Source organism: Streptomyces sp. TLI_146, assembly GCF_002846415.1.
Classification (GTDB): domain Bacteria; phylum Actinomycetota; class Actinomycetes; order Streptomycetales; family Streptomycetaceae; genus Streptomyces.
On sequence record NZ_PJMX01000001.1, the window covers coordinates 5,457,891 to 5,482,464 of the forward strand.

17 protein-coding genes are annotated in these 24,574 nt (G+C 72.9%); 14 read left to right on the top strand and 3 right to left on the bottom strand.

The window, feature by feature from the left end; all coding sequences use genetic code 11:
* The first annotated feature begins 11 nt into the window (after nt 1–11).
* From BX283_RS24560 to BX283_RS24585, 6 genes are all read left to right on the top strand, one after another.
* On the top strand, nt 12–3,200 hold the full coding sequence (locus BX283_RS24560; RefSeq protein ID WP_101389656.1) for a protein kinase: 3,189 nt from the start codon (nt 12–14) through the stop codon (nt 3,198–3,200).
* 178 nt (nt 3,201–3,378) lie between these two features.
* Nucleotides 3,379–4,959: a serine/threonine-protein kinase gene (locus BX283_RS24565; RefSeq protein ID WP_101392552.1), complete on the top strand. Its 1,581-nt coding sequence runs from the start codon at nt 3,379–3,381 to the stop codon at nt 4,957–4,959.
* Nucleotides 4,960–5,122: 163 nt separating this feature from the next.
* Nucleotides 5,123–6,715, top strand: a complete 1,593-nt coding sequence (locus BX283_RS24570) for a serine/threonine-protein kinase (protein ID WP_306822818.1) — start codon at nt 5,123–5,125, stop codon at nt 6,713–6,715.
* A gap of 93 nt (nt 6,716–6,808) precedes the next feature.
* Nucleotides 6,809–8,461, top strand: coding sequence for a serine/threonine-protein kinase (locus tag BX283_RS24575; RefSeq protein ID WP_101389657.1), 1,653 nt, complete (start codon nt 6,809–6,811; stop codon nt 8,459–8,461).
* A gap of 117 nt (nt 8,462–8,578) precedes the next feature.
* Complete coding sequence (locus BX283_RS24580) at nt 8,579–10,195, top strand: succinic semialdehyde dehydrogenase (protein WP_101389658.1); 1,617 nt, start codon at nt 8,579–8,581, stop codon at nt 10,193–10,195.
* Nucleotides 10,196–10,248: 53 nt separating this feature from the next.
* Nucleotides 10,249–12,075, top strand: coding sequence for a GMC oxidoreductase (locus BX283_RS24585; RefSeq protein ID WP_101389659.1), 1,827 nt, complete (start codon nt 10,249–10,251; stop codon nt 12,073–12,075).
* Between the two features lie 764 nt (nt 12,076–12,839).
* Here the strand turns inward: BX283_RS24585 and BX283_RS24590 are convergent.
* Nucleotides 12,840–13,139: a chorismate mutase gene (locus tag BX283_RS24590; protein WP_101389660.1), complete on the bottom strand. Its 300-nt coding sequence runs from the start codon at nt 13,137–13,139 to the stop codon at nt 12,840–12,842.
* Nucleotides 13,140–13,451: 312 nt separating this feature from the next.
* Between BX283_RS24590 and guaA the strand changes: the two genes are divergently transcribed.
* The 4 genes from guaA (at nt 13,452) to BX283_RS24610 (ending at nt 18,027) form a co-directional block, all read left to right on the top strand.
* Nucleotides 13,452–15,041 (top strand): glutamine-hydrolyzing GMP synthase, encoded by a 1,590-nt coding sequence (gene guaA, locus BX283_RS24595; RefSeq protein ID WP_101389661.1) that lies wholly within the window; start codon nt 13,452–13,454, stop codon nt 15,039–15,041.
* 112 nt (nt 15,042–15,153) lie between these two features.
* Complete coding sequence (locus BX283_RS24600; protein WP_101389662.1) at nt 15,154–15,957, top strand: class II aldolase/adducin family protein; 804 nt, start codon at nt 15,154–15,156, stop codon at nt 15,955–15,957.
* A gap of 120 nt (nt 15,958–16,077) precedes the next feature.
* Nucleotides 16,078–17,325: a hypothetical protein gene (locus tag BX283_RS24605; RefSeq protein WP_373979287.1), complete on the top strand. Its 1,248-nt coding sequence runs from the start codon at nt 16,078–16,080 to the stop codon at nt 17,323–17,325.
* A gap of 171 nt (nt 17,326–17,496) precedes the next feature.
* Complete coding sequence (locus BX283_RS24610; RefSeq protein ID WP_101389664.1) at nt 17,497–18,027, top strand: DoxX family protein; 531 nt, start codon at nt 17,497–17,499, stop codon at nt 18,025–18,027.
* Here the strand turns inward: BX283_RS24610 and BX283_RS24615 are convergent.
* Together BX283_RS24615 and BX283_RS24620 are read right to left on the bottom strand one after the other, a co-directional pair.
* Entirely contained in the window at nt 17,931–18,197 is a 267-nt protein-coding gene (locus tag BX283_RS24615) for a hypothetical protein (RefSeq protein WP_101389665.1), read from the bottom strand. The two genes, BX283_RS24610 and BX283_RS24615, sit on opposite strands and share 97 nt — an antisense overlap.
* Nucleotides 18,184–19,530, bottom strand: a complete 1,347-nt coding sequence (locus BX283_RS24620; RefSeq protein ID WP_101389666.1) for a PspC domain-containing protein — start codon at nt 19,528–19,530, stop codon at nt 18,184–18,186. Before BX283_RS24620 ends, BX283_RS24615 begins: the two co-directional genes overlap by 14 nt.
* 197 nt (nt 19,531–19,727) lie before the next feature.
* Between BX283_RS24620 and BX283_RS24625 the strand changes: the two genes are divergently transcribed.
* From BX283_RS24625 to BX283_RS24640, 4 genes are all read left to right on the top strand, one after another.
* The gene (locus tag BX283_RS24625; protein ID WP_101389667.1) at nt 19,728–21,008 is read left to right on the top strand and encodes an ATP-binding protein; all 1,281 of its coding nucleotides are present in this window, start codon (nt 19,728–19,730) and stop codon (nt 21,006–21,008) included.
* Nucleotides 21,005–21,706: a response regulator transcription factor gene (locus tag BX283_RS24630; RefSeq protein ID WP_101389668.1), complete on the top strand. Its 702-nt coding sequence runs from the start codon at nt 21,005–21,007 to the stop codon at nt 21,704–21,706. Before BX283_RS24625 ends, BX283_RS24630 begins: the two co-directional genes overlap by 4 nt.
* 101 nt (nt 21,707–21,807) lie before the next feature.
* Complete coding sequence (locus tag BX283_RS24635) at nt 21,808–22,296, top strand: hypothetical protein (protein WP_257583756.1); 489 nt, start codon at nt 21,808–21,810, stop codon at nt 22,294–22,296.
* 10 nt (nt 22,297–22,306) lie between these two features.
* Entirely contained in the window at nt 22,307–24,568 is a 2,262-nt protein-coding gene (locus BX283_RS24640; RefSeq protein WP_101389670.1) for a WXG100 family type VII secretion target, read from the top strand.
* Nucleotides 24,569–24,574: the final 6 nt, after the last annotated feature.

Genomic DNA, 24,574 nt, shown 5'->3' on the forward strand with positions numbered 1-24,574 from the left:
GGGGAGGCGTCGTGGACGACTACGCGGGTCGGGTGCTCGCCGACCGCTATCGGCTGCCGCTGCCTTCCTCCGACGAGTACGAGCCCGTCGAGACCCGGGCCTTCGACACCTACAGCGGACAGGAAGTCCTGGTGCGGCAGGTGCCGTTGCCGGAGGTCGTGGACGCGGAGGTGCAGGGCGCGGACGGGCGGTACGGGGACGGGTACGGCTCCGGAGCCGCGCGGCGGCCCGCCGACCCCGCGCTGCGGCGGGCGATCGAGGCTGCCCAGGCGGCCGCGCAGATCCCCGACCACCCCCGGCTCGACCAGGTCTTCGACGTCTTCGCGGAGGACGGCTCGCTGTGGATCGTCAGCGAGCTCGTCATGGCCAGGCCGTTGGCCGCGCTGCTTGCCGAGCAGCCGATGGCGCCGTACCGGGCGGCGGAGGTCGCCTCCGACGTACTGACCGCGCTGCGCGTGCTGCACGCGCACGGCTGGACGCACCGCAACATCACCGAGCGCACGGTGTTGATATGCGACGACGGCCGCGTAATGCTGACCGGCCTGGCGGCCGGCGCGGCGGAGGAGGCGCTGTGCGGCTATGTGGTGGTGCCGCCACCGCCGGGCGAGGAGAGCGACGACTTCGGCGTACCGGGGGAGGCGGGCGCGGCTGACCCCGCCGAGTCCGAGTGGCCGGGTGCCCAGGACCCCGCGTATGCCCCGGACTCCCGGCATTCGGCGGACTCCCCGTATGCCCAGGACTTCGAGGGCTCCCCGGGCTCCCCGGGCTCCCCGGGCTCCCCGGGCTCCCGGGACTTCGGCGGTCCGGACGCGCCCGGCGCCCCCTACAGCGCCCCCGACCGCTCCGACCGCTCCGACCGCTCCGACCGCTCCGACCGTCCCACCGGGGCTCGCCCCGACGCGCGCCTGGGCCCGGCCGCCCAGGCCGCCCCCACGCCGCACCCCGCCCCCCTGCCCTCGACCAGGGCGCCCGCCCTGCCCGCGGGGTGGTCCCCGGCGGGGCCGAGCGGCGACGAACAGGGCGGTGGCCCCTCGGGGGTCACGCGGGCCGGGGCCATCGCGGCGTACCGGGCCGGGGCGCGGGCCGCCGCGCGCGTGGACGACGCCTCGGCCGCGCTGCCGGGGCCGCGTTCCGAGCTCGCCCAGGCCGAGTTGGAGGGGGTCTGGCGCGACCCAGCGGACCAGGGCATGTACGACCCGGTGAGCGGGACGCGGGTGCCGCGTTCGCCCGCGGCGGGAGCGGGGACGTCGGCGGCCAGTCCGTACGCCGTGGAGGAGGGCCCGGACTCGGGGCGCACGAGGCGTGCGTACGACCCGGTGACCGGCCGCTGGGTCCCCCGCCCCGCGCAGGCCCGCGCGACGGACCCGCAATCCGAGAGCTCCGGCCGTCAGGCGTCGCAACTGGGCCCGGCCCACCCCACGGACTCGTACACCGAGGCCTCCGGCCGTCAAACGCCACAACTCGGTCCCGCCCACCCCACGGACCCGCACCCCCACGCCCAACTCCCCCGCCTCGAAGCTCCGCACGCCGCGCAGCCCACGCACGCCGCGCAGCCCACGCACGCCGCGCAGCCCACCCACGTCGCGCATCCCACCCACTCCGCCCAGCCCACACAGTCCGCGCACCCCGACCCGTCGTCCCGTACCGATCGGCACCCCCGTCCCCCCGCCACCACCGGGCCGCCGCCCTCCGCCGAGCCGCGGCCCGCGCTTCCGCATGCCGTGGGGGCCGGGGCCGAGGCGTTGCGGGCCGATGCGCAGCGGCAGACGCATGTCAGCGCGCCCGTGCACGTCCGGGAGGGTGGCTGGGAGGCGGTCGTGCCGCAGCGGCACGGCAATGGGTACCGGGGACCCGCCACGCGGCTCGCCGCCGAGCGGGCGCGGCAGACGCGGATCGCCGTCGTCGGGGCCGTCACCGAGCGGTGGGCGCCCGAGCAGGCCGGGCCGGTGCACGAGAACTGGCGGCTGGCGCCGCCGATCGGGCCCGCCACCGATCTGTGGGCGCTGGGCGCGCTGCTCTTCCGGGCCGTGCAGGGGCACGCGCCGTACCCGGAGGAGAGCGCCGTCGAGCTGGTGCAGATGGTGTGCGGCGAGCCGCCCGCGTTCGCCGAGGAGTGCGGTCCGCTGCGGCCGGTGGTCGAGTCGCTGCTGCGCCAGGACCCCACCGAGCGCCCGGACTTCGAGGAGCTGCGCGGCTGGCTGCGCTCGATCGTGCGGTCCGCGCCGGAGCCGGACGCGGGCTCCGAGATCGTCCCGCTGCCCGCGCCCGACGCGACCCGGCTGCCGATCGTGCGGCGCCGGGGCGAGCTCGTCCGGCGCCGCCGCGCGGGCCGCTCGGCCTCCGGCGAGCACGGCCGCCACCGCCAGCAGCGCCGTACGCAGCCCCGCAGGCCCGACCGGCGAGCCGCGCCGGACCTGGCCGACTACGCCCCGCCCAGGCCCGCCCCCAGGTCCACGCCCAAGTCCCGCCAGTCCACCCCGCGTCCACGTACGCGCGCGCCCCGTTCGCTGGGCCGCACCCTCGTCCTGCTGGTCCTGTTACTCCTCGCCGCGGCGCTCGCGTACGCCGTGTTCTTCATGCCCAAGGCCGGGACGAAGGACGAGGGCAAGGCCGACAACGGGGGCGCCCCGTCCGCCCGTACGGGCACGAGCGCGCCGCCGGCTACGCCGGAGCCCAGCACCTCCGGCCGCACCGGTACGCCCTCGGCGCCGCGGACGCAGACCACCGCGCCCGGCGGACAGCCGCCCGCCAAGGGGTATGTGCTGCGCGACGACCCCGAGGGGTTCCGGACCGCGGTCGATCCGTCGTTCCAGCGGCGGCCCATCAACGACGCCGGACAAGTCCGTTATGTCGGCGGCGACTTCACTCTCCTCGTGGTGCCCGGCCGGGACGCCGTCAAGGACGTCGGCGACGACCCGCTCGCCTACCAGCGGGACAAGGAGCGCGAACTCCAGCCGTTCCGGGACTCGGCGTGGGCCACCGCGACGGGGTTGCGGCGGGTCGACATCGGCCGGAAGGTCACCGCCGAGGGGCAGTTCACCTGGCGCGACAGCACCGGCCGTACGGTTTACGTCCGCAATCAAGTCATGATCATAAATGGCCGGTATCACGCGGTCGTCGTCATCGGCCCGGAGCCGCAGCGGGACAAGGTGACGGAGATCTATACACAGGCCACGGCCGCCTACAGCGCCACTCGTTGACGCTTCATAGGTTGCCTCAGACACATACCTCCTGGTAGGTGCGCCGCAAGGTGCCCCCGAGGTTCCCTGGCCGGAATCCGCTCCGTAACCTTGCCCCTTAAGAACCGGCCGGGCGGGGGACGTGGAACAGAACCAGAGCAAGAGCGGGCAGGGCGCGGAAGCGGTGGCGACAGGGCTGCTGCTGGCCGGGCGCTACCGGCTCGGCGACACCATCGGCCGGGGCGGCATGGGCAAGGTCTGGCGCGCCCACGACGAGGTCCTGCACCGCACGGTGGCCGTCAAGGAGCTGACCGCCGCGCTGTACGTGGCGGAGGCGGACCGCGTGGTGTTGCACGCGCGTACGCAGAAAGAGGCGCGGGCCGCGGCCCGCATCACCCACCCCGGCGTGGTCACCGTCCACGACGTGCTCGACCACGACAACCGCCCCTGGATCGTGATGCAGTACGTCGACGGGCCCTCGCTCGCCGACGCCGTGAAGGCCTCCGAGACCGGGCGGATCGAGGCCCGCGAGGCTGCCCGCATCGGACTGCACGTCCTGGGCGCGCTGCGCGCCGCGCACGCCGCGGGCGTGCTGCACCGCGACGTCAAGCCCGGCAACGTGCTGCTCGCCCGGGACGCGCGCGTGCTGCTCACGGACTTCGGGATCGCCGCCATCGAGGGCGACGCCACGATCACCCGGACCGGTGAACTCGTCGGCTCCATCGACTATCTGGCGCCCGAGCGGGTACGAGGAGGACAGCCCGGTCCCGCCTCCGACCTGTGGTCCCTCGGCGCCACGCTCTACACGGCCGTCCAGGGCCAGTCGCCCTTCCGCCGCTCCTCGCCCATCTCCACCATGCAGGCGGTGGTGAACGAGGAGCCGCCGCCCGCCACGCACGCGGGCGCGCTGGCGCCGGTGATCACCGCCCTGCTGCGCAAGGAGCCCGAGGACCGCCCCTCGGCCGAAGAGGCCGAGCGGATGTTCCTGGAGGCGATGGAGGGACGCGAGCCCAAGGCGGCGCACGAGTACGTGCCGACCCGTCAGGTCTCCGAGTCCGAACTGCGGGCGGCCACCGCCCCGGTGGGCACCTCCGGGACGGTCCGCACCCCCGCCCCCGAAGCGGTCGCGCCCCCTCCGGCGCGCCCCGCCCGGAGAAAGCGCGGGCGGACCGTCGCCCTGGTCGTCGCGCTGGCGGCCGTCCTCGGCGGCGCGGCGGGTCTGGCGGCCCTGAAGTACCGCGACAGCGGCGGTGACTCGGGGACCACCACCACGACCCAGTCGCCGGGCGTCAAGCCGGGCAAGACGCCCAAGAGCGACGCGTCCGTGCCCGACGGCTGGAAGCGGGTGAAGGACCCGGCCGGGTTCAGCCTCTTCGTGCCCGAGGGCTGGAAGCGCCAGATGTTCGGCAAGGAGACCGACTACACGCCGGACAACGGACGTCACTACATACGTGTCAGCGTCGGCAAGCCCGACTTCGAGAACCCGTACACGCACCAGCTGGACCTGGAGAAGACGCTCAAGAAGCGGGTGCCCACGTACCAGCGGGTGATGCTGAAGCCCAACACCTTCCGGGACCAGGTGAACTCCTCGCTCTGGGAGTTCACCTTTGTGGAGAAGACGCGCTTCCCGGGCAGGCGGCACGCGATCGACCAGATGTACTTCGCCGACAACGGCAGCGTCGAGTACGCGATCTACATGTCCGGGCCGGAGTCCGACTGGGACACCACCCGCGAGCAGTTCGACACGGTGCTGCGCGGCTGGCGGCCGCCGCCGAACTGACCGGCGCGCGGGCCGCGCCGCGCGCCCGCCCTCGCCTCCCGTGCCCGCCCCCGCCCCCGCTTTCCGCGCCCGCCCGGTCGATTCCGTCTCGTGACCTCGCGCCCCGCTGCGGCGCGGCCCCGTGCGGCATGATGGCCACAGGACCAATGAGCGAGGGGAAGCGGTGCCCGCACCAGCCAGTGATCCGCGTGGTGGCGCGGCCGAGGACCGTCTCATCGCCGGACGTTACCGGCCGACGGCCCGGCTCGGCCGTGGCGGCATGGGCACCGTCTGGCGCGCCACCGACCAGCTCCTGAACCGCCAGGTCGCCGTCAAGGAGCTGCACCCCGACGGCGGCGCCCCCGCCACCGCCGCACTGCGCGAGGCCCGCGCCGTGGCGCAGTTCAAGCACCCGCACGTCATCGTCGTCCACGACGTCGTCGAGCAGGACGGGCGCTCGTACATCGTGATGGAGCTGGTCGAGGGCGGCTCGCTCGCCGACCGGCTGCGCGGCAGCGGCCCGGTCGACGCCCGCGAGGCGGCCCGCATCGGCATCGCGCTCCTCGGCGCGCTCAGCACCGCGCACCGCCAGGGCGTGCTCCACCGCGACCTCAAGCCCGCCAACGTCCTCCTGGAGGAGGGCACCGGCCGGGTCGTCCTCACCGACTTCGGCATCGCGCAGCTGCCGGGCTCCACCACGATCAGCGAGGAAGGGGCGTTCGTCGGCTCGCCCGAGTACACCTCGCCGGAGCGGATGCAGGGCGCCGCCGCCGGGCCCGAGTCCGATCTGTGGTCGCTCGGCGCGCTGCTGTGCGCCGCCCTGAGCGGCGAATCACCCTTCCACCGGGACTCGTTGGGCGGGGTGCTGCACGCGGTGGTCTTCGACGAGATCCGCCCGCCCGAGGCCGCCACCCCGCTGCTGCCGGTGGTGCGCGGCCTCCTGGAGCGCGACCCCGGGCGCAGGCTCGCCGCCGACGAGGCGCAGGAGCTGCTGCGCGCGTACGTGGCGACCGGGTCCACTCCCGTCGCGCCCCGGCACTACACGCCCACCGAGCGGGTCGCCGTGGCGAAGCCGGCGGGCGGCTCCCGGACCAGGACCGCGCTGATCGCGGCCGCCCTGGTCGTCCTCCTCGGCGGCGCGGGCGCGACCGCCGCGATGCTGCTCAGCGGCGACGACGAGGGCGGACGGGCGCAGGCCGCAGCGGGCGGCGGCGCCACCACGGCGACAGTCACCGCGTCGGGGTCCGCCTCCGCCTCCGCCTCGGTGGAGCCGGGCCCGCCCGGCCCCACGGTGACGGTCACCCGGGCCGGCGAGCCCGTCCCGGTGGGCACGGCACCCGTCGGGTACCGGCATGTGCGCGACCCCGACGGCTTCGGCCTCACGGTCCCGGCGGGCTTCGTCCGTACCACCGACGACCGACGCGTCTTCTATGTGTCGCCGGACGGGGCCTTCCGGCTCGGCATCCGGCTGCAGAACGCCGTCTCCGGCGGCCCGCTGGGCGTGATGCGCAACGCCCACGCCAACGGGCCCGACACCAACCCCGGTTACCGGGGCGGCAAGGTCGTCGCCACCACCCACCAGGGCCATGACGCGGCGCTGTGGGAGTTCAGCTGGAACGGCTTCACCACCCGCGAGGGCCCCCGGCACACCTACGACGAGTGCTGGGACGAGAACGGGAAGATGTACGACGTGTGGGTCTCGGCGCCGCTGGCCCGGCTCGACGAGGCCAAGCGGCACTTCGACACGGCACTCGACTCCTTCACGCCGTCGGCCTGATCCGCCCCCGTCCGCCGGTGGCCGTGTCACGGGTCCGCATCCCCTCGCCCGCCCCGGTTGGTGTCGGCACGGGCCGTTAGACAGGATGTGTGCATGACGAACGATGGGGGACGGGCGAACGAGCCCACCAGTTACGGCCTCCGGCCGCCGCGGCCCGGACCGCAGCAGCCGCCGGTGCCGGAGCAGCCGGCCGTACCGCGGCAGTACGAGCCGACGCAGGAGGTCGGCGGGGACGCGCGGCCGGAGTCGGGCGCCGGCCGGCTGCTCGGCGGCCGCTACCGGCTCGTCGACCGCCTCGGCCACGGCGGCATGGGCACGGTCTGGCGGGCCCACGACGAGGTGGTGGACCGTGAGGTGGCGGTCAAGGAGCCGCGCGTTCCGGACCACTTGGGCGAGCGCGAGCGGAACACGGTCCATCTGCGGATGCAGCGCGAGGCGCGGGCCGCCGCCCGGATCGACCACCCCTCCGTGGTCACCATGCACGACGTGGTCGTCGAGGACGGCAAGCCGTGGATCGTCATGGAGCTGGTGCGCGGCCACTCGCTGGCCGACCGGCTCCAGGAGGGCACCCTCGACGTGCGCGAGGCGGCCCGGATCGGGCTCGCGGTGCTCGGCGCGCTCTCCGCGGCGCACGAGGCGGGCGTCCTGCACCGCGATGTGAAGCCCGCCAACGTCCTGCTGGGGCGCGGCGACCGGGTCGTGCTCACCGACTTCGGCATCGCCCAGGTCGAGGGCGAGCAGGGCCTCACCGAGACGGGCGCCTTCGTCGGCTCGCCCGAATACATCGCCCCGGAGCGGGTGCTCGGCCAGCGGCCGGGCCCGGAGTCCGACCTCTGGTCGCTCGGCGTGGTGCTGTACGCGGCGGTCGAGGGCGTCTCCCCGTACCGGCGCAGCAACACCCCCGCCACCCTCCAGGCGGTCCTGTCCGCCGAGCCGCAGATACCGGCCAGGGGTTCGGGCGCGTTCGGCACGCTGGTGATGCAACTGCTGCGCAAGGACCCGGCGGCGCGGCCGGGACCGGCCGAGATCCGCCAGACCCTGGAGTCGGTCGCCCACCCGGCGCCCGCCTCGCTCGCCGCGACCCGGCTGCTCGCCGACGCGGGCGCGGCCGAGGGGCTGCGCGCCTGGGTCCCGCCGGTGCTCGCCCGCAGCCGGCGCGCCCGGTACGGGCTGGGCGGCGGGGCGCTGGCGGTGGCGGCGGCGCTGGTGCTGGTGCTCGTCCAGCCCTTCCGCAGCGAGGGACTCCCGTCCGGCTGGCAGGTGCGGCCGGAGAACGAGGTGCTCAACGCGGATGTGGCGGTGCCCGGCGACTACCGGCGGGTGCAGTCCGACAAGACGGACGCGCTCTGGTACTACGACCCCAGCGGGATCTTCGAGATCGACTTCTGGCGCACCGACACCGACAGCGACAAGGAGGCGATCGGGGGCTCGGCCGCCGCCTGGGAGGCGCACTACAAGGAGGGCGGCGACCAGAAGACGGAGATGCGGGACGCCGAGGTGGACTCCAGTGCCGTCAAGTTCCAGGGCAAGGACGCCACCGAGCTGGTCACCGACTTCACCCCGTACAGCACGTCGACGAGCGTCGTCGACCCGTACCGCTTCACGTACTACGAGCTGCTCGTCCCCGGGAAGGGCTCGGTCTACTGGAGGATGCGGGTCAAGGCACCCGCCGACGGGCAGGCCGCGAAGGACGGCGCGAAGCTGTTCGCACAGGTGCGTGACGGGCTCAAGATCCGTGACCTATAAGGGCACAACGCGCTGATCAGCGCTTATGTCGCCAGTAGCCGCTGGCGCGGTGGTGAGGGTTCCGAAAAGTGTTACCGGCGGGTACCCAAACCGCCGTGCCCGGCATACGCTCGCCCCATGACGGACTCGCAGGCCACGCCCACCAGCACCCGTACGAACCCGGTCGCCGCCGCCCCGGCGGGCGCCCGCACCGCCGCCGATGTGGTCACCCCGGAGGTGGTCGCCAAGCTCACCCGGGGAGTGGCCGGCTCCGGTCGTACGGCCAACCACACGCCGTTCACCGGCGAGAAGCTGGCGGACCTGCCCGAGTCCACGCCCGACGACGTCGCCGGGGCCTTCGCGCGGGCCCGCGCCGCCCAGCCCGCCTGGGCGGCGGTCCCGGCACGCGAGCGTGCCGCCGTGCTGCTGCGCTTCCACGACCTGGTCCTGGACCGCCAGGCCGAGGTCCTCGACCTCATCCAGCTGGAGACCGGCAAGGCCCGTCTGCACGCGCACGAGGAGGTCCAGGCCGTCGCCGTGGCCGCGCGCCACTACGGCCGCAAGGCGCCCGCGTATCTGCGCCCCAAGCGGCACACCGGAGTGGTGCCGACCCTCACCAAGGTCACCGAACTGCGCCAGCCGCGCGGGGTGGTGGGGCAGATCGCGCCCTGGAACTACCCGTTCGAGCTGTCCGTCGGCGACGCGCTGCCCGCCTTCGTCTCCGGCAACGCGGTGGTGATGAAGCCCGACACCGAGACCGCGCTCACCGCGCTGTGGGCCCGTGACCTGCTCATCGAGGCGGGGCTGCCCGCCGAGCTGTTCCAGGTGGTGCTGGGCGAGGGCCCGGTGGTCGGCCCCGAGGTCGTCAAGCACGCCGACTACGTCTCCTTCACCGGCTCCACCCGCACCGGCCGCGAGGTCGCCCAGGGCGCCGCGGCCCGACTGGTCGGCGTCTCGCTGGAGTTGGGCGGCAAGAACGCGATGCTGGTGCTGCGCGACGCCGACGTGGAGAAGGCGGCCGCGGGCGCGGTCCGCGCCTGCTTCTCCTCGGCGGGCCAGCTCTGCATCTCCATCGAGCGGCTGTACGTCCACGAGTCGGTCGCGGACGACTTCGTGGAGCGGTTCGCCGCCCGTACGAAGGCGATGCGGCTCGGCAACTCCCTCGCGTACGGCGCCGACATGGGCTCGCTGGTCGGCAAGGCCCAGCTGGAGACGGTGACCCGGCACGTCGAGGAGGCCGTCGCCAAGGGCGCCCGGTTGGTCGCGGGCGGCGTCGCCCGCCCCGACATCGGCCCGCTCTTCTACGAGCCGACGATCCTGGACGGCGTCGAGGCCCCGATGGCCGTCTGCACCGAGGAGACCTTCGGCCCGGTCGTCTCGATCTACCGGTTCACCGACGAGGACGAGGCGGTCGAGGCCGCCAACGCGACCCCGTACGGCCTCAACTCCTCGGTCTGGACGACGGATTCCAAGCGCGGCCACGAGGTCGCCGCCCGGCTGCGCACCGGCACGGTCAACATCAACGAGGGGTACGCCCCGGCGTACGGCAGCGTCCAGTCGCCGATGGGCGGCATGAAGGACTCCGGCCTCGGCCGCCGCCACGGCTCCGAGGGCATCCTCAAGTACACCGAGGCGCAGACCGTCGCCCAGCAGCGGATCCTGCCGCTCGCGCCGTCCTTCGGGATGGACGACGAGAAGTACGCCGCGTTCATGAGCCGCAGCCTCAAGGCGATGAAGGCCCTGCGCCTGCGCTGACCCCCCGCCCGTTCCCCGTCCCCCGCCCTTTCTGTTTCGTACGAGGAGAGCCGATGCCCCAGGAGACGCGCGCCCGGAACGAGGAACCCCAGCCGGACGACGAAGCGGCCTACGACTACGACGTCCTGGTCGTCGGCTCCGGATTCGGCGGCTCGGTGACGGCCCTGCGCCTGACCGAGAAGGGCTACCGGGTGGGCGTCCTGGAGGCGGGCCGCCGCTTCACGCCCGCCACGCTGCCCAAGAACTCCTGGGACATCAAGAACTACCTCTGGGCGCCCAGGCTGGGGATGTACGGGATCCAGCGCATCCATCTGCTCGGCAACGTGATGGTGCTCGCGGGCGCGGGCGTCGGCGGCGGGTCGCTGAACTACGCCAACACCCTCTACGTACCGCCGAAGCAGTTCTTCGACGACCCGCAGTGGAAGGACATCACCGACTGGCAGGAGGAGCTGGCCCCGTACTACGAGCAGGCCAAGCGCATGCTCGGGGTCCGGCTCAACCCGACCATGACGCCCTCCGACGTCCACCTCAAGGCGGCCGCGCAGCGGATGGGCGTGGGCGACACCTTCCACATGGCGCCGGTCGGGGTGTTCTTCGGCGACGGGCAGGACGCGGACGGCACGGCGAAGGCGAAGCCGGGGGAGTCGGTCGCCGACCCGTACTTCGGCGGGGCGGGCCCGGCCCGCAAGGCGTGCACCGAGTGCGGCGAGTGCATGACGGGCTGCCGCCACGGCGCGAAGAACACCCTCAACGAGAACTACCTGTACCTCGCCGAGAAGGCGGGCGCGGTGGTGCACCCCATGACGACGGTCGTCTCGGTCACCGACGACTCGCAGGGCGGGTACGCGGTCGCCACGCTGCCCACCGACAACCGCAGGAAGGACGCGGGGCGCCTCTTCAAGGCGCGGCGCGTGGTCATCGCGGCCGGGACCTACGGCACCCAGACCCTGCTGCACCGCATGCGCTCCGGCGGCCAGCTCCCGTACCTCTCCAAGCGGCTCGGTGAGCTGACCCGCACCAACTCCGAGGCGCTGGTGGGGGCGCAGACCGACAACCGCCGCTACCGCAAGGCGCACGGCGCCGCCAAGGCCGACTTCACCCGTGGCGTCGCCATCACGTCCTCGGTCCACCCCGACGAGAACACCCACATCGAGCCGGTCCGCTACGGGCGGGGCTCGAACGCGATGGGCGGCATGTCGATCCTCCAGGTGCCGTACGCGGAGGGCTCCTCCCTGGCGCTCGGCTGGCTGGCGAACGCGGTCAAGCACCCGACGCTGCTGGCCCGTTCGCTCAGCAACCGCCGCTGGTCGGAGCGGACCATCATCGGCCTGGTGATGCAGTCGCTCGACAACTCGCTGACGACGTATCTGAAGCCGGACGGCGTCGGCAAGGGCCTGCTCACCGCCCGCCAGGGCCACGGCGCGCCCAACCCGAAGCAGATCCGGGCGGCCTCCGAGGCGGCGACCGCGCTGGCCGCCGAGATCAACGGCTTCGCCGGTTCGAACGTCGGCGAGCTGATGGGCACCCCGCTGACCGCGCACTTCCTGGGCGGCTGCCCGATCGGGGCATCGGCCGACGAGGGCGTGATCGACCCGTACCACCGCCTCTACGGGCACCCGGGGATCTCGGTGGTCGACGGCGCGGCCGTCTCGGCGAACCTGGGCGTGAACCCGTCGCTGACGATCACCGCACAGGCCGAGCGGGCGATGTCGCTGTGGCCGAACAAGGGCGAGGCCGACCCGCGCCCGGCCCAGGGCCGGCCCTACGTACGGGTCGAGGCCGTGGCACCGAAGGCTCCGGCGGTCCCGGCGGACGCGTTCGGCGCGCTGCGGCTGCCGTTCCTGGGGATGCCGGCGGTCCCGCCGAAGAACGCCGAGTAGGCCAACTTCGGCCAAACGGAGAAGCGAGGAGCGCTGCACCCCCCTCCGAGTGCAGCGCTCCCCGCTCGTCCGCGGGCCGCGCGCCAAACAGGCGGGGCCGCTGGTTCCGCATGATTGACCTGCCAATCCTGTCAATGGTTGTCCCAGGACTCACAGGATTCTTATGTGCTCCCTGTCACACCGGTGGCGCGGAGCCGTTCGAATCGCGCCAAAAGCGGAGGACGGGGCAACCGGGGGGGCACCGGCCGCGCCCGGAATGCACGAAGGGCCCCGCATCGGACCATCCGTCCTGGGGACGGCCCGCGGGGCCCTTGGCCGTCAGCACCGACGTCAGGGCAGCGTCGGTGCTGCGGGGAGCGGCGCCGGGGGTAGCGCCGCTGGTGGCCGAGCGCCGGGTGGCCGACCCGGCGCGCAGGGGGCGCGCGGGTGGTTTCGACCACTGGCAGTCGCTCTGCGCAGTGATGGGGGGACTTGTCTCTGCATCGTGAGGGATGGGCTGCGGGCCGCGCAACCGTTTGGACCGGATGCGGCCGGCCCCGGGCGTCCCCGGAGCCGACCGCTTTTAAGGGTGACCGGGCTGCTGTCCCCTGCCGACCGGTCACGCGCGCTGGGGCGAGGTCCCACGACGTGCCGTCAGCACGTCACACGCCCCAGCGGAGCCACGCGTGGTTTTTTCGGGCCCGCCCCTGGCTGGCACGGACACCCTGACCAACGAAGTGGGGCACCGGCCGGTCACGGCGCCGGACGGGTGAGGCTGCGCCGGATCAGATCAGGCCCCGGCACAGCTCCAGCATCGTCATCGCGAGCGCGGTGCCGGGCTTGCCCAGCGCGTCGCGGTAGTGGGCGAGGACCTCCATCTCGCGGTTCAGGTTCACCCGGCGCCCACCGGAGGCGATCCGGGACTCCTGGATGACGGCCGAGACGGCCATCCGTTCCTGGATCAGACCGATGATGCGGTCGTCGAGCGCGTCGATGCGCTCCCGGGCGCCGGTGATCAGGGTGGCGGCCTCGTCGGTACGGGCGCCGCTCGCGGCGACAGCCGCTGATGTCTGGGTGGTGGTCATGGTCGGGGCTCCTCGTTCTGGGGGAGGTGCCCCGGAGCGGCAAGGCCCGGAAACGACAGAGCGCCCCGGGCCTTGTCGGCCCGGGGCGCCTGGGAAGTCGCTTGTCAGTTGCTCAAGCAGCACGACCATGGCAGCCGGACGGGCCGGTGCCATAGGTAAAGACGAAGGTCTGGTGCTTGAGCATGCGCACAGTATGGACCGGCGCCGCCGGGCGGGGCCAATCCCGGTTCGGATGGTGAGACGAAAGGTCCCGCCGCGCGCCCCGGTAGAATCGACAAATACCGACCCCCTCCCTTCGCCGGAAGGCCGCCAGTGTCATCAGCGTCCCCAGCTGCCGCGCCCGCCCCCAACCCGGACGTAGTCCTCGTTGTCGACTTCGGCGCCCAGTACGCCCAGCTCATCGCCCGCCGCGTCCGTGAGGCCCGGGTCTACAGCGAGATCGTGCCCAGCACGATGCCCGTGGCCGAGATGCTGGCCAAGAACCCGAAGGCGATCATCCTGTCGGGCGGCCCGTCGTCCGTGTACGCGGAGGGCGCCCCGCGCCTGGACCGCGCGCTCTTCGAGGCCGGCGTCCCCGTCTTCGGCATGTGCTACGGCTTCCAGCTGATGGCCCAGACGCTCGGCGGCACGGTCGACGACAACGGCGCGCGCGAGTACGGGCGCACCCCGCTGCACGTCAGCAAGGTCGGCTCGACGCTCTTCGAGGGCACGCCCGCCGAGCAGTCGGTGTGGATGTCGCACGGCGACGCCTGCTCGGCCGCGCCCGAGGGCTTCACGGTCACCGCGTCCACGGACGTCGTACCGGTCGCGGCCTTCGAGAACGACGAGAAGAAGCTGTACGGCGTGCAGTACCACCCCGAGGTGCTGCACTCCACGCACGGCCAGCAGATCCTGGAGCACTTCCTCTACCGCGGCGCGGGCATCGAGCCGAACTGGACGACGCACAACGTCGTCGAGGAGCAGATCGCCCTCATCCGCGAGCAGGTCGGCACCAAGCGCGCGATCTGCGGTCTGTCCGGCGGCGTGGACTCCGCGGTCGCCGCGGCCCTCGTCCAGAAGGCCATCGGCTCCCAGCTGACCTGCGTGTACGTCGACCACGGCCTGATGCGCAAGGGCGAGACCGAGCAGGTCGAGAAGGACTTCGTGGCCGCCACCGGCGTCCAGCTGAAGGTCGTCGACGCGCAGGAGCGATTCCTCACCGCGCTGGCCGGGGTCTCCGACCCGGAGACCAAGCGGAAGATCATCGGCCGCGAGTTCATCCGCGTCTTCGAGCAGGCGCAGCTGGAGATCCTCCAGGAGGACGGCCCCGAGGTCGCCTTCCTCGTCCAGGGCACGCTGTACCCGGACGTCGTGGAGTCCGGCGGCGGCACCGGCACCGCGAACATCAAGTCGCACCACAACGTGGGCGGCCTGCCCGACGACATCGAGTTCGAGCTCGTCGAGCCGCTGCGCAAGCTGTTCAAGGACGAGGTCCGCATGGTCGGCCAGGAGCTCGGCCTGCCGGAGGAGATCGTCCAGCGCCAGCCGTTCCCCGGCCCCGGCCTGGGCATCCGTATCGTCGGCGAGGTCACCAAGGACCGCCTGGACCTGCTCCGCGAGGCCGACGCCATCGCCCGCGAGGAGCTGACGGCGGCCGGTCTGGACCGAGAGATCTGGCAGTGCCCGGTCGTGCTGCTCGCGGACGTCCGCAGCGTCGGCGTCCAGGGCGACGGCCGCACCTACGGCCACCCGATCGTGCTGCGCCCGGTCTCCTCCGAGGACGCCATGACGGCGGACTGGACGCGTATGCCGTACGACGTGCTGGCGAAGATCTCGACGCGCATCACCAACGAGGTCCCCGACGTCAACCGCGTCGTCCTCGACGTGACGAGCAAGCCGCCGGGCACGATCGAGTGGGAGTGATCCCGTATTGGTCGATCGGCGCCGCCGCACCGGATTCCCGGTGCGGCGGCGCCGTCGTATCCGCTGCCGCACGACCCTGTTCACCTGCCGAACCGCGCGGTAACTTCCGGCCATGACCGCCTACCCACAGCTCCCGGCCCCCGCTCCGGTACCCGTCGACCGGCTCCACTTCGCCCTGCCGCCCGTCCACGCCACCCCGGCCGAGGAGCGGCAGCACCGCAAGGAGCGGCTGGCGGGGGCGCTGCGGCTGTTCGCGCGGGCCGGGTGCGAGGAGGGGGTCTCCGGGCACATCAGCGCGCGCGACCCGGAGTTCGAGGACTGCTACTGGGTGAACCCCTTCGGCGTACCGTTCGCGCGGGTCACCGCGGGCGAGCTGGTCATGGTCAACGGGGAGGGCCAGGTCGTCGAGGGCCGCTACCACGTCAACCAGGCGGCCTTCGCGGTCCACGCCCAGGTGCACCGGGCCCGCCCCGAGGTGGTCGCGGTCGCGCACACCCACTCGGTGCACGGGCGGGCGCTGGCGGCGCTCGGCGATCTGATCGAGCCGTACACCCAGGAGGCGTGCGCCTTCTTCGAGGACCACGCGCTGTTCGACGCCTATACGGGAGTGGTCGTCGACGCCGAGGAAGGGCGCCGGATCGCGGCCGCGCTCGGCCCCTACAAGGCGGTGATCCTGCGCAACCACGGGCTGCTGACCGTGGGGGACTCGGTGGACGCGGCGGCCTGGTGGTTCCTTTCGATGGAGCGGTGCAGCGAGGTGCAGCTGGCCGCGCGGGCCGCCGGGAAGCCGGTGCCGATCGAACGCCGGGACGCGGTCGCCACCCGCGACCAGCTGGGCAGTGACCTGGTCGCGTGGATCAACTACCAGCCGCTGTGGCGCCAGATCAGTGAGTCGGAGCCCGAACTCCTGTCGTAGTACGTCAATTTGATGGTGCGTCAATCACTCGCGCCGCGTTCGCCCGCCGACCGGCGGACCCCTTTCGTACGGCACAATTCCCTGACAGTCGACATGACTTGAGGGAAGGGCGAGATTTCCGTGGCGGTGCAGGAGGCTCGGCAATGCGGTGGTGACTGCGGTCCCGGTGCGCGGAACGGCCACCGGCGCGCGGTGGCGGAGTTCCTGGCCAAGCGCGACGGGCTCGCCGCCGGGGAAGGGCTGCCCGCCGCCGTCGCGCACTCCGCCGGGGCGTCCCGCCAGTGGGTGTCGGACGAGCTCACCCAGTCCGCCCGGGCGCTCGCCGAACACGGCCGGGAGGCCGGGCAGGCCTGGCCGGGCGCGGTCTGGCGGGCCACCCTCGTGAGCGTGTGGGGGAGCGTCGCGGTGCTGGCGCTCGTGGAGGCCTTCACCGCGATCGGCGCGGGCTGGTCCCACGCCCGGACCGCCGGGCTGGTCGCCGCGCTGGTCGTGGCGGTCGCGCTGACCGGCGCGGGGTGGCTGCACCGGGCGCGCGGCGGACTGCTCGCGCCCGTCGTCGGCGAGGACAACCGGCTCTCCACCTCGCGCGCGGTGGCCGCCGCCTGGGTGCTGCTGGTGGCCTTCACGGTGCTCCTGCTCGCGGTACGGCTGGCCGGGGCGTCCGGGGCGAAGGAGCGCGACGCGCTGGTCGAAGGCCTAGGCCTGTCCCGTGGCGCGGGCCTGCTGGCGGTGGTCGCGCTGGTCAGCGCGGTGACCGTGGTGGTGCGCCGGGTGGTGGCCGTACGCATCGCGGGGCAGCGGCTCCAGAAGGTGCGCGCGGAGCGGCCGCGCGCCGCCGACCTGCTCACCGACGACGCCGGGCGCGGCAGCTTCGCGGACGTCCAGTACGTCCTGGTCTCCACGGTCGCCGTGCTGTTCGCCGCCGTACGGCTGGCCCGGCGGCCCGACCGGCTGCCCGATCTGCCGTGGGCGCTGGCCTTCCTGGTGGCCGTGTCCGCGCTGACGTACTTCGCCGGGAAGTACGCCGAAGGCGGTCGTCCCGTCGTGCTCTCGGTGGTCCGGGCGCGCGAGGCGGGCGATCTGGACGCGCCGATCCGTACCGGTGACGACATCGAGATCCGCGGCGCCGGATTCGTGCCGCCCGGAGCGGGCACCCCCGACCGGCTCGCCCGGATGGTCGTGCGGATCGGCGCGGTCCATGTCCATGTGCCGCTGATCCCGGTCACCGGCGGCTTCGCCAACCCCAGCGACACCGTGCTCACCGTGCCGGTCCCGGTGGACGTCGAGCCGGGCCGGGTGGAGGTGCGGGTGGTCACGGCCGCGGGCGTCGAGACGAACCGCGTCGTCATCGACGTCACCGGCGACTGACCCCTCGCTGGACCCGGATCACCGACCGCGACCCGGATCACCGACCGGACCATCACCGACCGGACCGGCACCGCCACCCACCGAAACCAGTTGAGGCGTGAACCGGTTGAGCCGTCCGCCCCTTCCGTACGTATGGTCAGGTGACAGGGGTTACGGAAGGCGGGAACGGCGATGGCACACGGAAATCTCACCCGGACGCGAGGCGGAGTGGCCACCGGCGGGGGCCTGCGGGGCCTGAAGGAGACGGCCGGCAGGTACGCGCTGCTGCCGCTGCGCGTCTTCCTCGGCGTCACCTTCGTCTACGCCGGGTTCGACAAGCTCACCGGCGGCACCACCACCCTCAAGGCGAGCGGCCCCGGCTCGCTCGGGGAGCTGATGCACTCGGTGCGCGACAGCTCCGCGATCCCCGCCCTCGTCGACCTCGCCCTCAAGAGCCCGGTCGGCTTCGGATACGCCATCGCCCTCGGCGAGATCGCCGTCGGACTCGGCATCCTGGTCGGCCTGTTCGGCCGGCTCGCGGCGGCCGGCGGCGCGCTGATCTCGCTGAGCCTGTGGCTGACCGTGAGCTGGGCGACCACGCCCTATTACTACGGCAACGACCTGGCCTATCTGATGGCGTGGCTGCCGCTGGTGCTCGCCGGGACGCCGCTGCTGTCCGCCGACGCCTGGCTGGCGTCGCGGCGCCGCCTGCGCACCTCGTAGGCGACCCAGCTGGCGAGCCCGGCCAGGCCGAGGCCGCCGCAGACCAGCGGGATCACCACGTACCAGGGTGTCTGCCACTCGTCGGCCGCGTCGCCCGCGAACAGGACGGCGGTCGCCAGCATCACCGTTCCGATGATCAGGCGGCCGGGGCGGAACTCATGACGCGGCACGGTCCACCTCCGCCTGGCCGATGGAGACGTGCAGATCGAGCTCCAGGGTCCCCGCCGGTTTCGCGCCCGCGGGCGGCGGCAGGGTCACGGTCTTCTTCTGGTTGGGCTGGATGTCGACGTCCTCCGGCTTCTCCGTCGGCAACTGGACGTCGCCGACACCGACCACGATGTGCGCCTTCACGGTCGCGCCCAGCGGCACGACCACCTTGAGCCGCCCCGCGCCGACCTCCGCGCGCGTCTTCACGCTCTGCCCCACGGGCACCACGACCTTGCTGAGATCGAGGGTGCCCTCGCCCGAACCCAGCGCGTACGACGGCTGTACGTCCGCCGCCGCGGCCGGGGTCCAGTCGGTCCTGGTCCACTGGGTCGTGATGGTCTTGGGCATCGCCGAGGCCCCGGCGAGCAGGGCGGCCGTGAGCACCGCCAGGAACAGCGTGCCGAAGCCGGTGCGCCCCACGAACGCGCTGATCACCAGGCCGAGGCCGAACACCACCAGGGCCGCAGTGAGGCCGATCTGGAGCGCGGTGCCCAGCGGCTGGTGGTCCCAGGCGGCCGCGGTGCCGGCGCCGCCCGCGAGCAGCGCGAGCAGGAAGACGAACCCGCCGATGGAACGCGGGCCCCGGGTGGCCCGGTCGGCCGCCTTCTTGTCGCGGTCCTTCCTGGCGCGCGCGCCGGCGCCGAACGCGGGCACCGCGTCGGCGCCCTCGGCGCCCCACAGATAGCCGGTGCCGACCGGGCCGGTGGTGCCGTCCTTGACGATCGGGTCGCGCCACCAGGAGGGCGAGACGGGTGTGGGCGGCGCCTTGGTCTCGGGCGGGGCCGCTCCGGGGCCGAAGGCCGGGGCGGCCCCGGCCGCCGTCTGGGCGGCCGCCGGGTCCGGCGGGGCGTCCGGGGGCATGACCGAGCGGCGCTGGGACCAGACGCCGATGCCCGCGACCGCCAGCGTCAGCAGCGAGGCGAAGCTCATCACCGAGCCGTTGCTCAGCATGGTCAGGAAGATCCCGCAGCCCGCCAGCGCCATCAGCACGGCGGCGAGGGCCGGGCCCTCCACCCGGCCGGACAGCAGCCGCCGGGCCTCGTTCTCGTCCTCGTCGTCCAGCGGGAGCAGCAGCCAGGCGAACCCGTAGAAGACCAGGCCGAGGCCGCTGATGACGGTGAGCACGCCGAACGCGATCCGGAAGATCACCGGGTCGATGTCGCAGTACCGCCCGAGCCCGCCGCAGACGCCGCCGATCACCTTGTTGCGACCGCTGCGGCGCGGCGGCAGCGCGGCGGGCGCCGGGTCCGGATCCGGGTCCGGCGGCGCGACGGGGGTCTCGGTCGGCTGAGTCATGACTCCATGGTGACGGGCGGTGCGCGGGTCCGGCACCCGTCCTGACCCTGGCCTCTCCCTGAGATTGCCCCTGATGCGGAGCCGGGGCCTCCCCCGGGCGGGGGAGCACGGCTCCCCCGTGCGGGGATCGCGGATCAGGGGCGTCCTGGGGGCTTACCCTGATGCCCGCACCCGCACGGCCGTGTGACGATCGGTGCATGCCAGTCGCCGCTTCCCGAACCGTGCCCACCGAGGCCGACGAACCCCCCGTGCGCAAGCTCTACCGCTCGGCCGAGGGGCGGATGCTCGGTGGCGTGGCGCGCGGTCTCGCCGGACACCTCGGGCTGCCGGTCGTCTGGGTGCGGATCGTCTTCCTCGGCCTGTTCATGATCGACGGCCTCGGGGCGCTGCTGTACGCGGTGTTCTGGTTCGTGGTCCCGCTGGGCCTCGGCGGTACGGCCGCGGAGCCCCGCTCGGCGTTCGAGGTCAGCCCCGACGGCCGCAGACGGCTGCGCAAACCCGACAAGGGCCAGGTCGTCGCGCTGATCGCGCTCTGCGTCGGCGCGGGGATCTTCGCGAGCAATGTGAACGTGGGCGGCTGGGCCAGTCCGTACATCTGGCCGACGCTGCTGGTCGGCGCCGGAGTGATCCTGGTGTGGCGCCAGGCGGACAACGCACGGCGGGCCCGCTGGACCGAGGGCGCCCGGCGGCACCGGCTGCTGCCGGTGGCCCGGGGGCTGGCCGGGGTGGCGCTGGTCGGCGCGGGCTTCACCGGGTTCGTGGTGGTGCGCGGCTCGGCGGCCCAGCTCGGCAACGTACTGACGGCGGCGCTCGCGGTCATCGCGGGCATAGCCCTGCTGGCGGGCCCCTATCTCGTCCGGATGACCCAGGACCTCTCCGAGGAGCGCCTGATGCGCATCCGCGCCCAGGAGCGCGCCGAAGTCGCCGCCCATGTGCACGACTCGGTGCTCCACACCCTCACGCTGATCCAGCGCAACGCGGAGAACGTGGGGGAGGTGCGCCGCCTCGCCCGGGCCCAGGAGCGCGAGTTGCGCGCCTGGCTCTACAAGCCGGAGGGCACCGGCAAGGACGAGTCGGAGGAGCCGGAGACCCTGGCCGAGGCGGTGAAGAAGGCCGCGGCCGAGGTGGAGGACAAGCACGGAGTGCCGCTGGAGGTCGTGGTCGTCGGCGACTGCCCGCTCGACGAGCGGCTGTCCGCACAGATGCAGGCCGCGCGCGAGGCGATGGTGAACGCCGCGAAGTACGGTGGCGAGGGCGGCGCCGTCCAGGTCTTCGCGGAGGTCGAGGGCCGTACGGTCTTCGTGTCCGTACGGGACCGGGGCCCCGGCTTCGATCTGGACGCGGTGCCGGACGACCGCATGGGCGTACGAGAATCGATCATCGGCCGGATGCAGCGCAACGGCGGAACGGCGAGGCTGCGTTCGGTGCCCGGTGGGGGCACCGAGGTCGAGCTGGAGATGGAGAGGGCGGACGGATGACGACGGAGCAGACCCAGGGAGCCCAGGGCGGTGCCGAGCGGCGGGTGCGGGTCGTCCTGGTCGACGACCACCGCATGTTCCGCACGGGAGTCCAGGCGGAGATCGGCCGTACCGAGGAGACGGGCGTGGAGGTCGTCGGGGAGGCGGCCGACGTGGACCAGGCGGTCACCGTCATCACCGCGACCCGGCCGGAGGTCGTCCTCCTCGACGTCCACCTTCCGGGCGGCGGCGGGGTGGAAGTCCTGCGCCGTTGCGCCTCGTTGATGGCGGCCGCGGAGAATCCGGTGCGCTTCCTCGCGCTGTCCGTCTCGGACGCGGCGGAGGACGTGATCGGGGTGATCCGGGGCGGCGCGCGCGGCTACGTCACCAAGACGATCACGGGGACCGACCTGGTCGACTCGATCTTCCGGGTCCAGGAGGGCGACGCGGTGTTCTCGCCGCGGCTGGCGGGCTTCGTCCTGGACGCCTTCGCGTCGACGGACGCGCCGCCGGTCGACGAGGACCTGGACCGCCTCACCCAGCGGGAGCGGGAGGTGCTGCGGCTGATCGCGCGCGGCTACGCGTACAAGGAGATCGCCAAGCAGCTGTTCATCTCGGTGAAGACGGTCGAGTCGCACGTCTCGGCGGTGCTGCGCAAGCTCCAGCTGTCCAACCGGCACGAGCTGACGCGCTGGGCGACGGCGCGACGGCTGGTCTGACGGGGGCCCGAGCGAACCCCGGGGGGCGGGGTGGAACCGAGGTTGTCGGAACGGCGTCAATTCTCAACGTGCGCTCCTTGCACGGTAGTTGCGATGCGAAGGTGATCGTCGGACACGGGGAGGGGTCGGCCATGGGCTTCGACGAGGAGTGGGCGTCGAGCAAGGCGGCAGCGGCGCGGGAGCCGGGGGGTACGCGGCTCAACGGGGCGTACGACGGGCCGTTCCCGCCGTCGGGTCCGGGCGGTGACAAGGACCTGAACTCCAGCGCCGCGCGGAAGAACACCGCCGCCAACGACATCGAGACCGACTTCGAGCCGCACACGAAGACGGCCGGTGCCTGGGCGGACGAGGCCAACGGGACGGCGGTCAAGGCGTTGGCGGGCTGGGCGACCGCGGCCGGGCTGACCAAGGCCCAGGAGACCTGGGGGAAGTCGGTCACCGCGTTACTCGGCCGGCTGGCCGGGGAGAAGTCCGCGCTGCGCGGCACGGCGGGCTACTTCCAGAAGAACGACCTGGGCGTCGGCAACGACTTCGGGCCGCTCATCAGACCGTCCTCGCTCAGCCAGTTCTCGCCGCCGCCGCACGCGTAGGAGTCCCGTGATGCTGACCTACGAACTGATCATGAAGACGGACTTCTCGCAGCTCGCCACGGTCGCCACCAAGTGGGACGATATGGCCGGGGAGCTCAAGAAGCTCGAGGAGCGCTACAAGACCCAGGTCCAGAACGTGAGTCTGGACGGCACCTGGACCGGCCAGGCGTCGCAGTTCTCCCGGCCGAACTTCGCGGCGACGCACACGCAGTACGTCTCCGCGCAGACCGAGGCCAAGGCCGTCGCCTCGCTGCTGCGCGAGGCCCAAGCCCAGTTCGTGGACCTGAAGAAGAGAGTGGAGTCCGCGCGGGACGACGCGGTCAAGGCCGGGATGAAGGTCTCCGAGACGGGCGCCGCGACCTTCGACTACAGCAAGGTCAGCGCGACGGAGGCGGACGCGGTCCGCCACGACCCGGGCCTGCGCGCCACCGAGAACTCGTGGTCGCAGCACATCGCGCAGGCCGTGACGGCCATGAACGACGCCGACCAGGGCGTGAAGATCGCCTTGGAGGCGGTCGGCGCCGACATCGATATCTTCGACGAGACGAGGAACGGCTTCAACGCCAGGGCCAGCGGCGACGTGGAGTACTACGAGGCCAAGGCCATGATCCCGCTGGCCGAGAAGATCAAGGACGGCGACAAGCTGTCCCCCGAGGAGCTGGCCCAGGCGGAGTCGCTCCTCCGGGACAACTCCCACGACAAGGTCTTCACCCAGACCGTGCTGCAGAGCCTGGGCCCGGACGGCGCGATGAAGTTCACCCGGCACGTGAACGACTGGTCGCTCTCCGACAAGTCCCACAAGGCCGACTACGCGGCCCTGGAACGCGGCTTCGCCATGTCCCTGGCGACGGCGACGACGGTCCCGGGCAAGGTCGCGGAGATGCCGCCGGGCTCGGCCAAGTACAACGAGTGGCTGAACAGCCCCGACGGGACGTTCTACAAGGGGTGGATGGAGGGGATGGCGAAGGCGGGGACCCACAACTACGGGAAGAACGACCGGCCGCTGCTCGGCTACCAGCTCCTCACCACGCTCATGCAGAAGGCCGACGGCCCGTATGACGATCAGTATCTGAACGCGCTGGGCGGCCAGATGATCGCGGCGGAGCGGGGCGAGAAGTACAGCATCTTCGGCACCTGGGGCGCCGACTACAAGGGCGTCACCCCGGACCCGGTCGACGCGCTGCTCGGCGTGATGAGCAAGAACCCGGACGCGGCGACGTTCTTCTTCGACCCGGCGGACAAGACGGGCGCGGACCACCTCCACTACCTCGCGGGGCACGGGAAGGACACCCGCCACTGGCCGCAGCACATGGTGTCGGGCGGGGTGGCCACGAAGACCGACGACCTGCTGGACAGCCATGCCGGGCTGGGGCTCGCCCTGGAGGCCGCGGCGACCGGGCACCCGCCCTTCGACCCGAACCGGGACCCCTGGCCGGTGCCGACGCACACCGAGGCCCAGGCGCGCGTGATGAACGGGATCATCGGCACGCTCGACCAGGGCACCAGCACCGAGGTCCACAAGAACATGCAGGCGGCGGTGGCCAAGGCGCTGGCCGAGTACACCCCGGACACCCACCAGATCCTCGGCAACGCGGGCGGCGGCTACATCCGCGGGATGCACGACGGGTTCTGGGTGGACGACCAGGGGATGGCGCACCTGGCCACGTCACCGGACAAGCTCGTGCACGTGATGCGGGGGCTCTCCGAGGATCCGGCCGCGTACGCGGACCTCAGCAAGACGGAGCTGCGCTATCTGGACCAGGAGCTGGCCAAGCTCCCGAAGGGTGCCGGCCCGCTCGACCAGAACGACCTCATCGCCAAGTCGGGCAACGCGCTGGGCACGTACACGGCGATCCGCGAGGACGTGCTCAACGACGGTCGGGTGAACGCCTATTCGTCGGCGGACTGGAAGGCGAAGGTGGCGTACCACGTCATCGGCGGAATCGTGACGCCGATGACCATCCCCACGGCCGGGGGCGGGTCGATCGTCGTCGGAGACGCGATGCAGCGCGGTGTGGACACCCTGGCGTGGATGTGGGGCAACGAGATGAAGGCGGGCGCGGACGCCGAGGCCAACGCGAAGATCTCCGACACCTTCCTCAACGCCGACACCCAGATGCGTACGGTGGTGAACACCTGGGGGGAGGACCGCTACGGCACCGGTGACCCGGAGGCGCGGAAGCTGGTGGACGAGTACATCCGGCGTATGCACGACAGCCACACCACCGGCCTGTCCCAGGCAAAGGGCTATCTGACCGACACCACCAACTGACGCAGG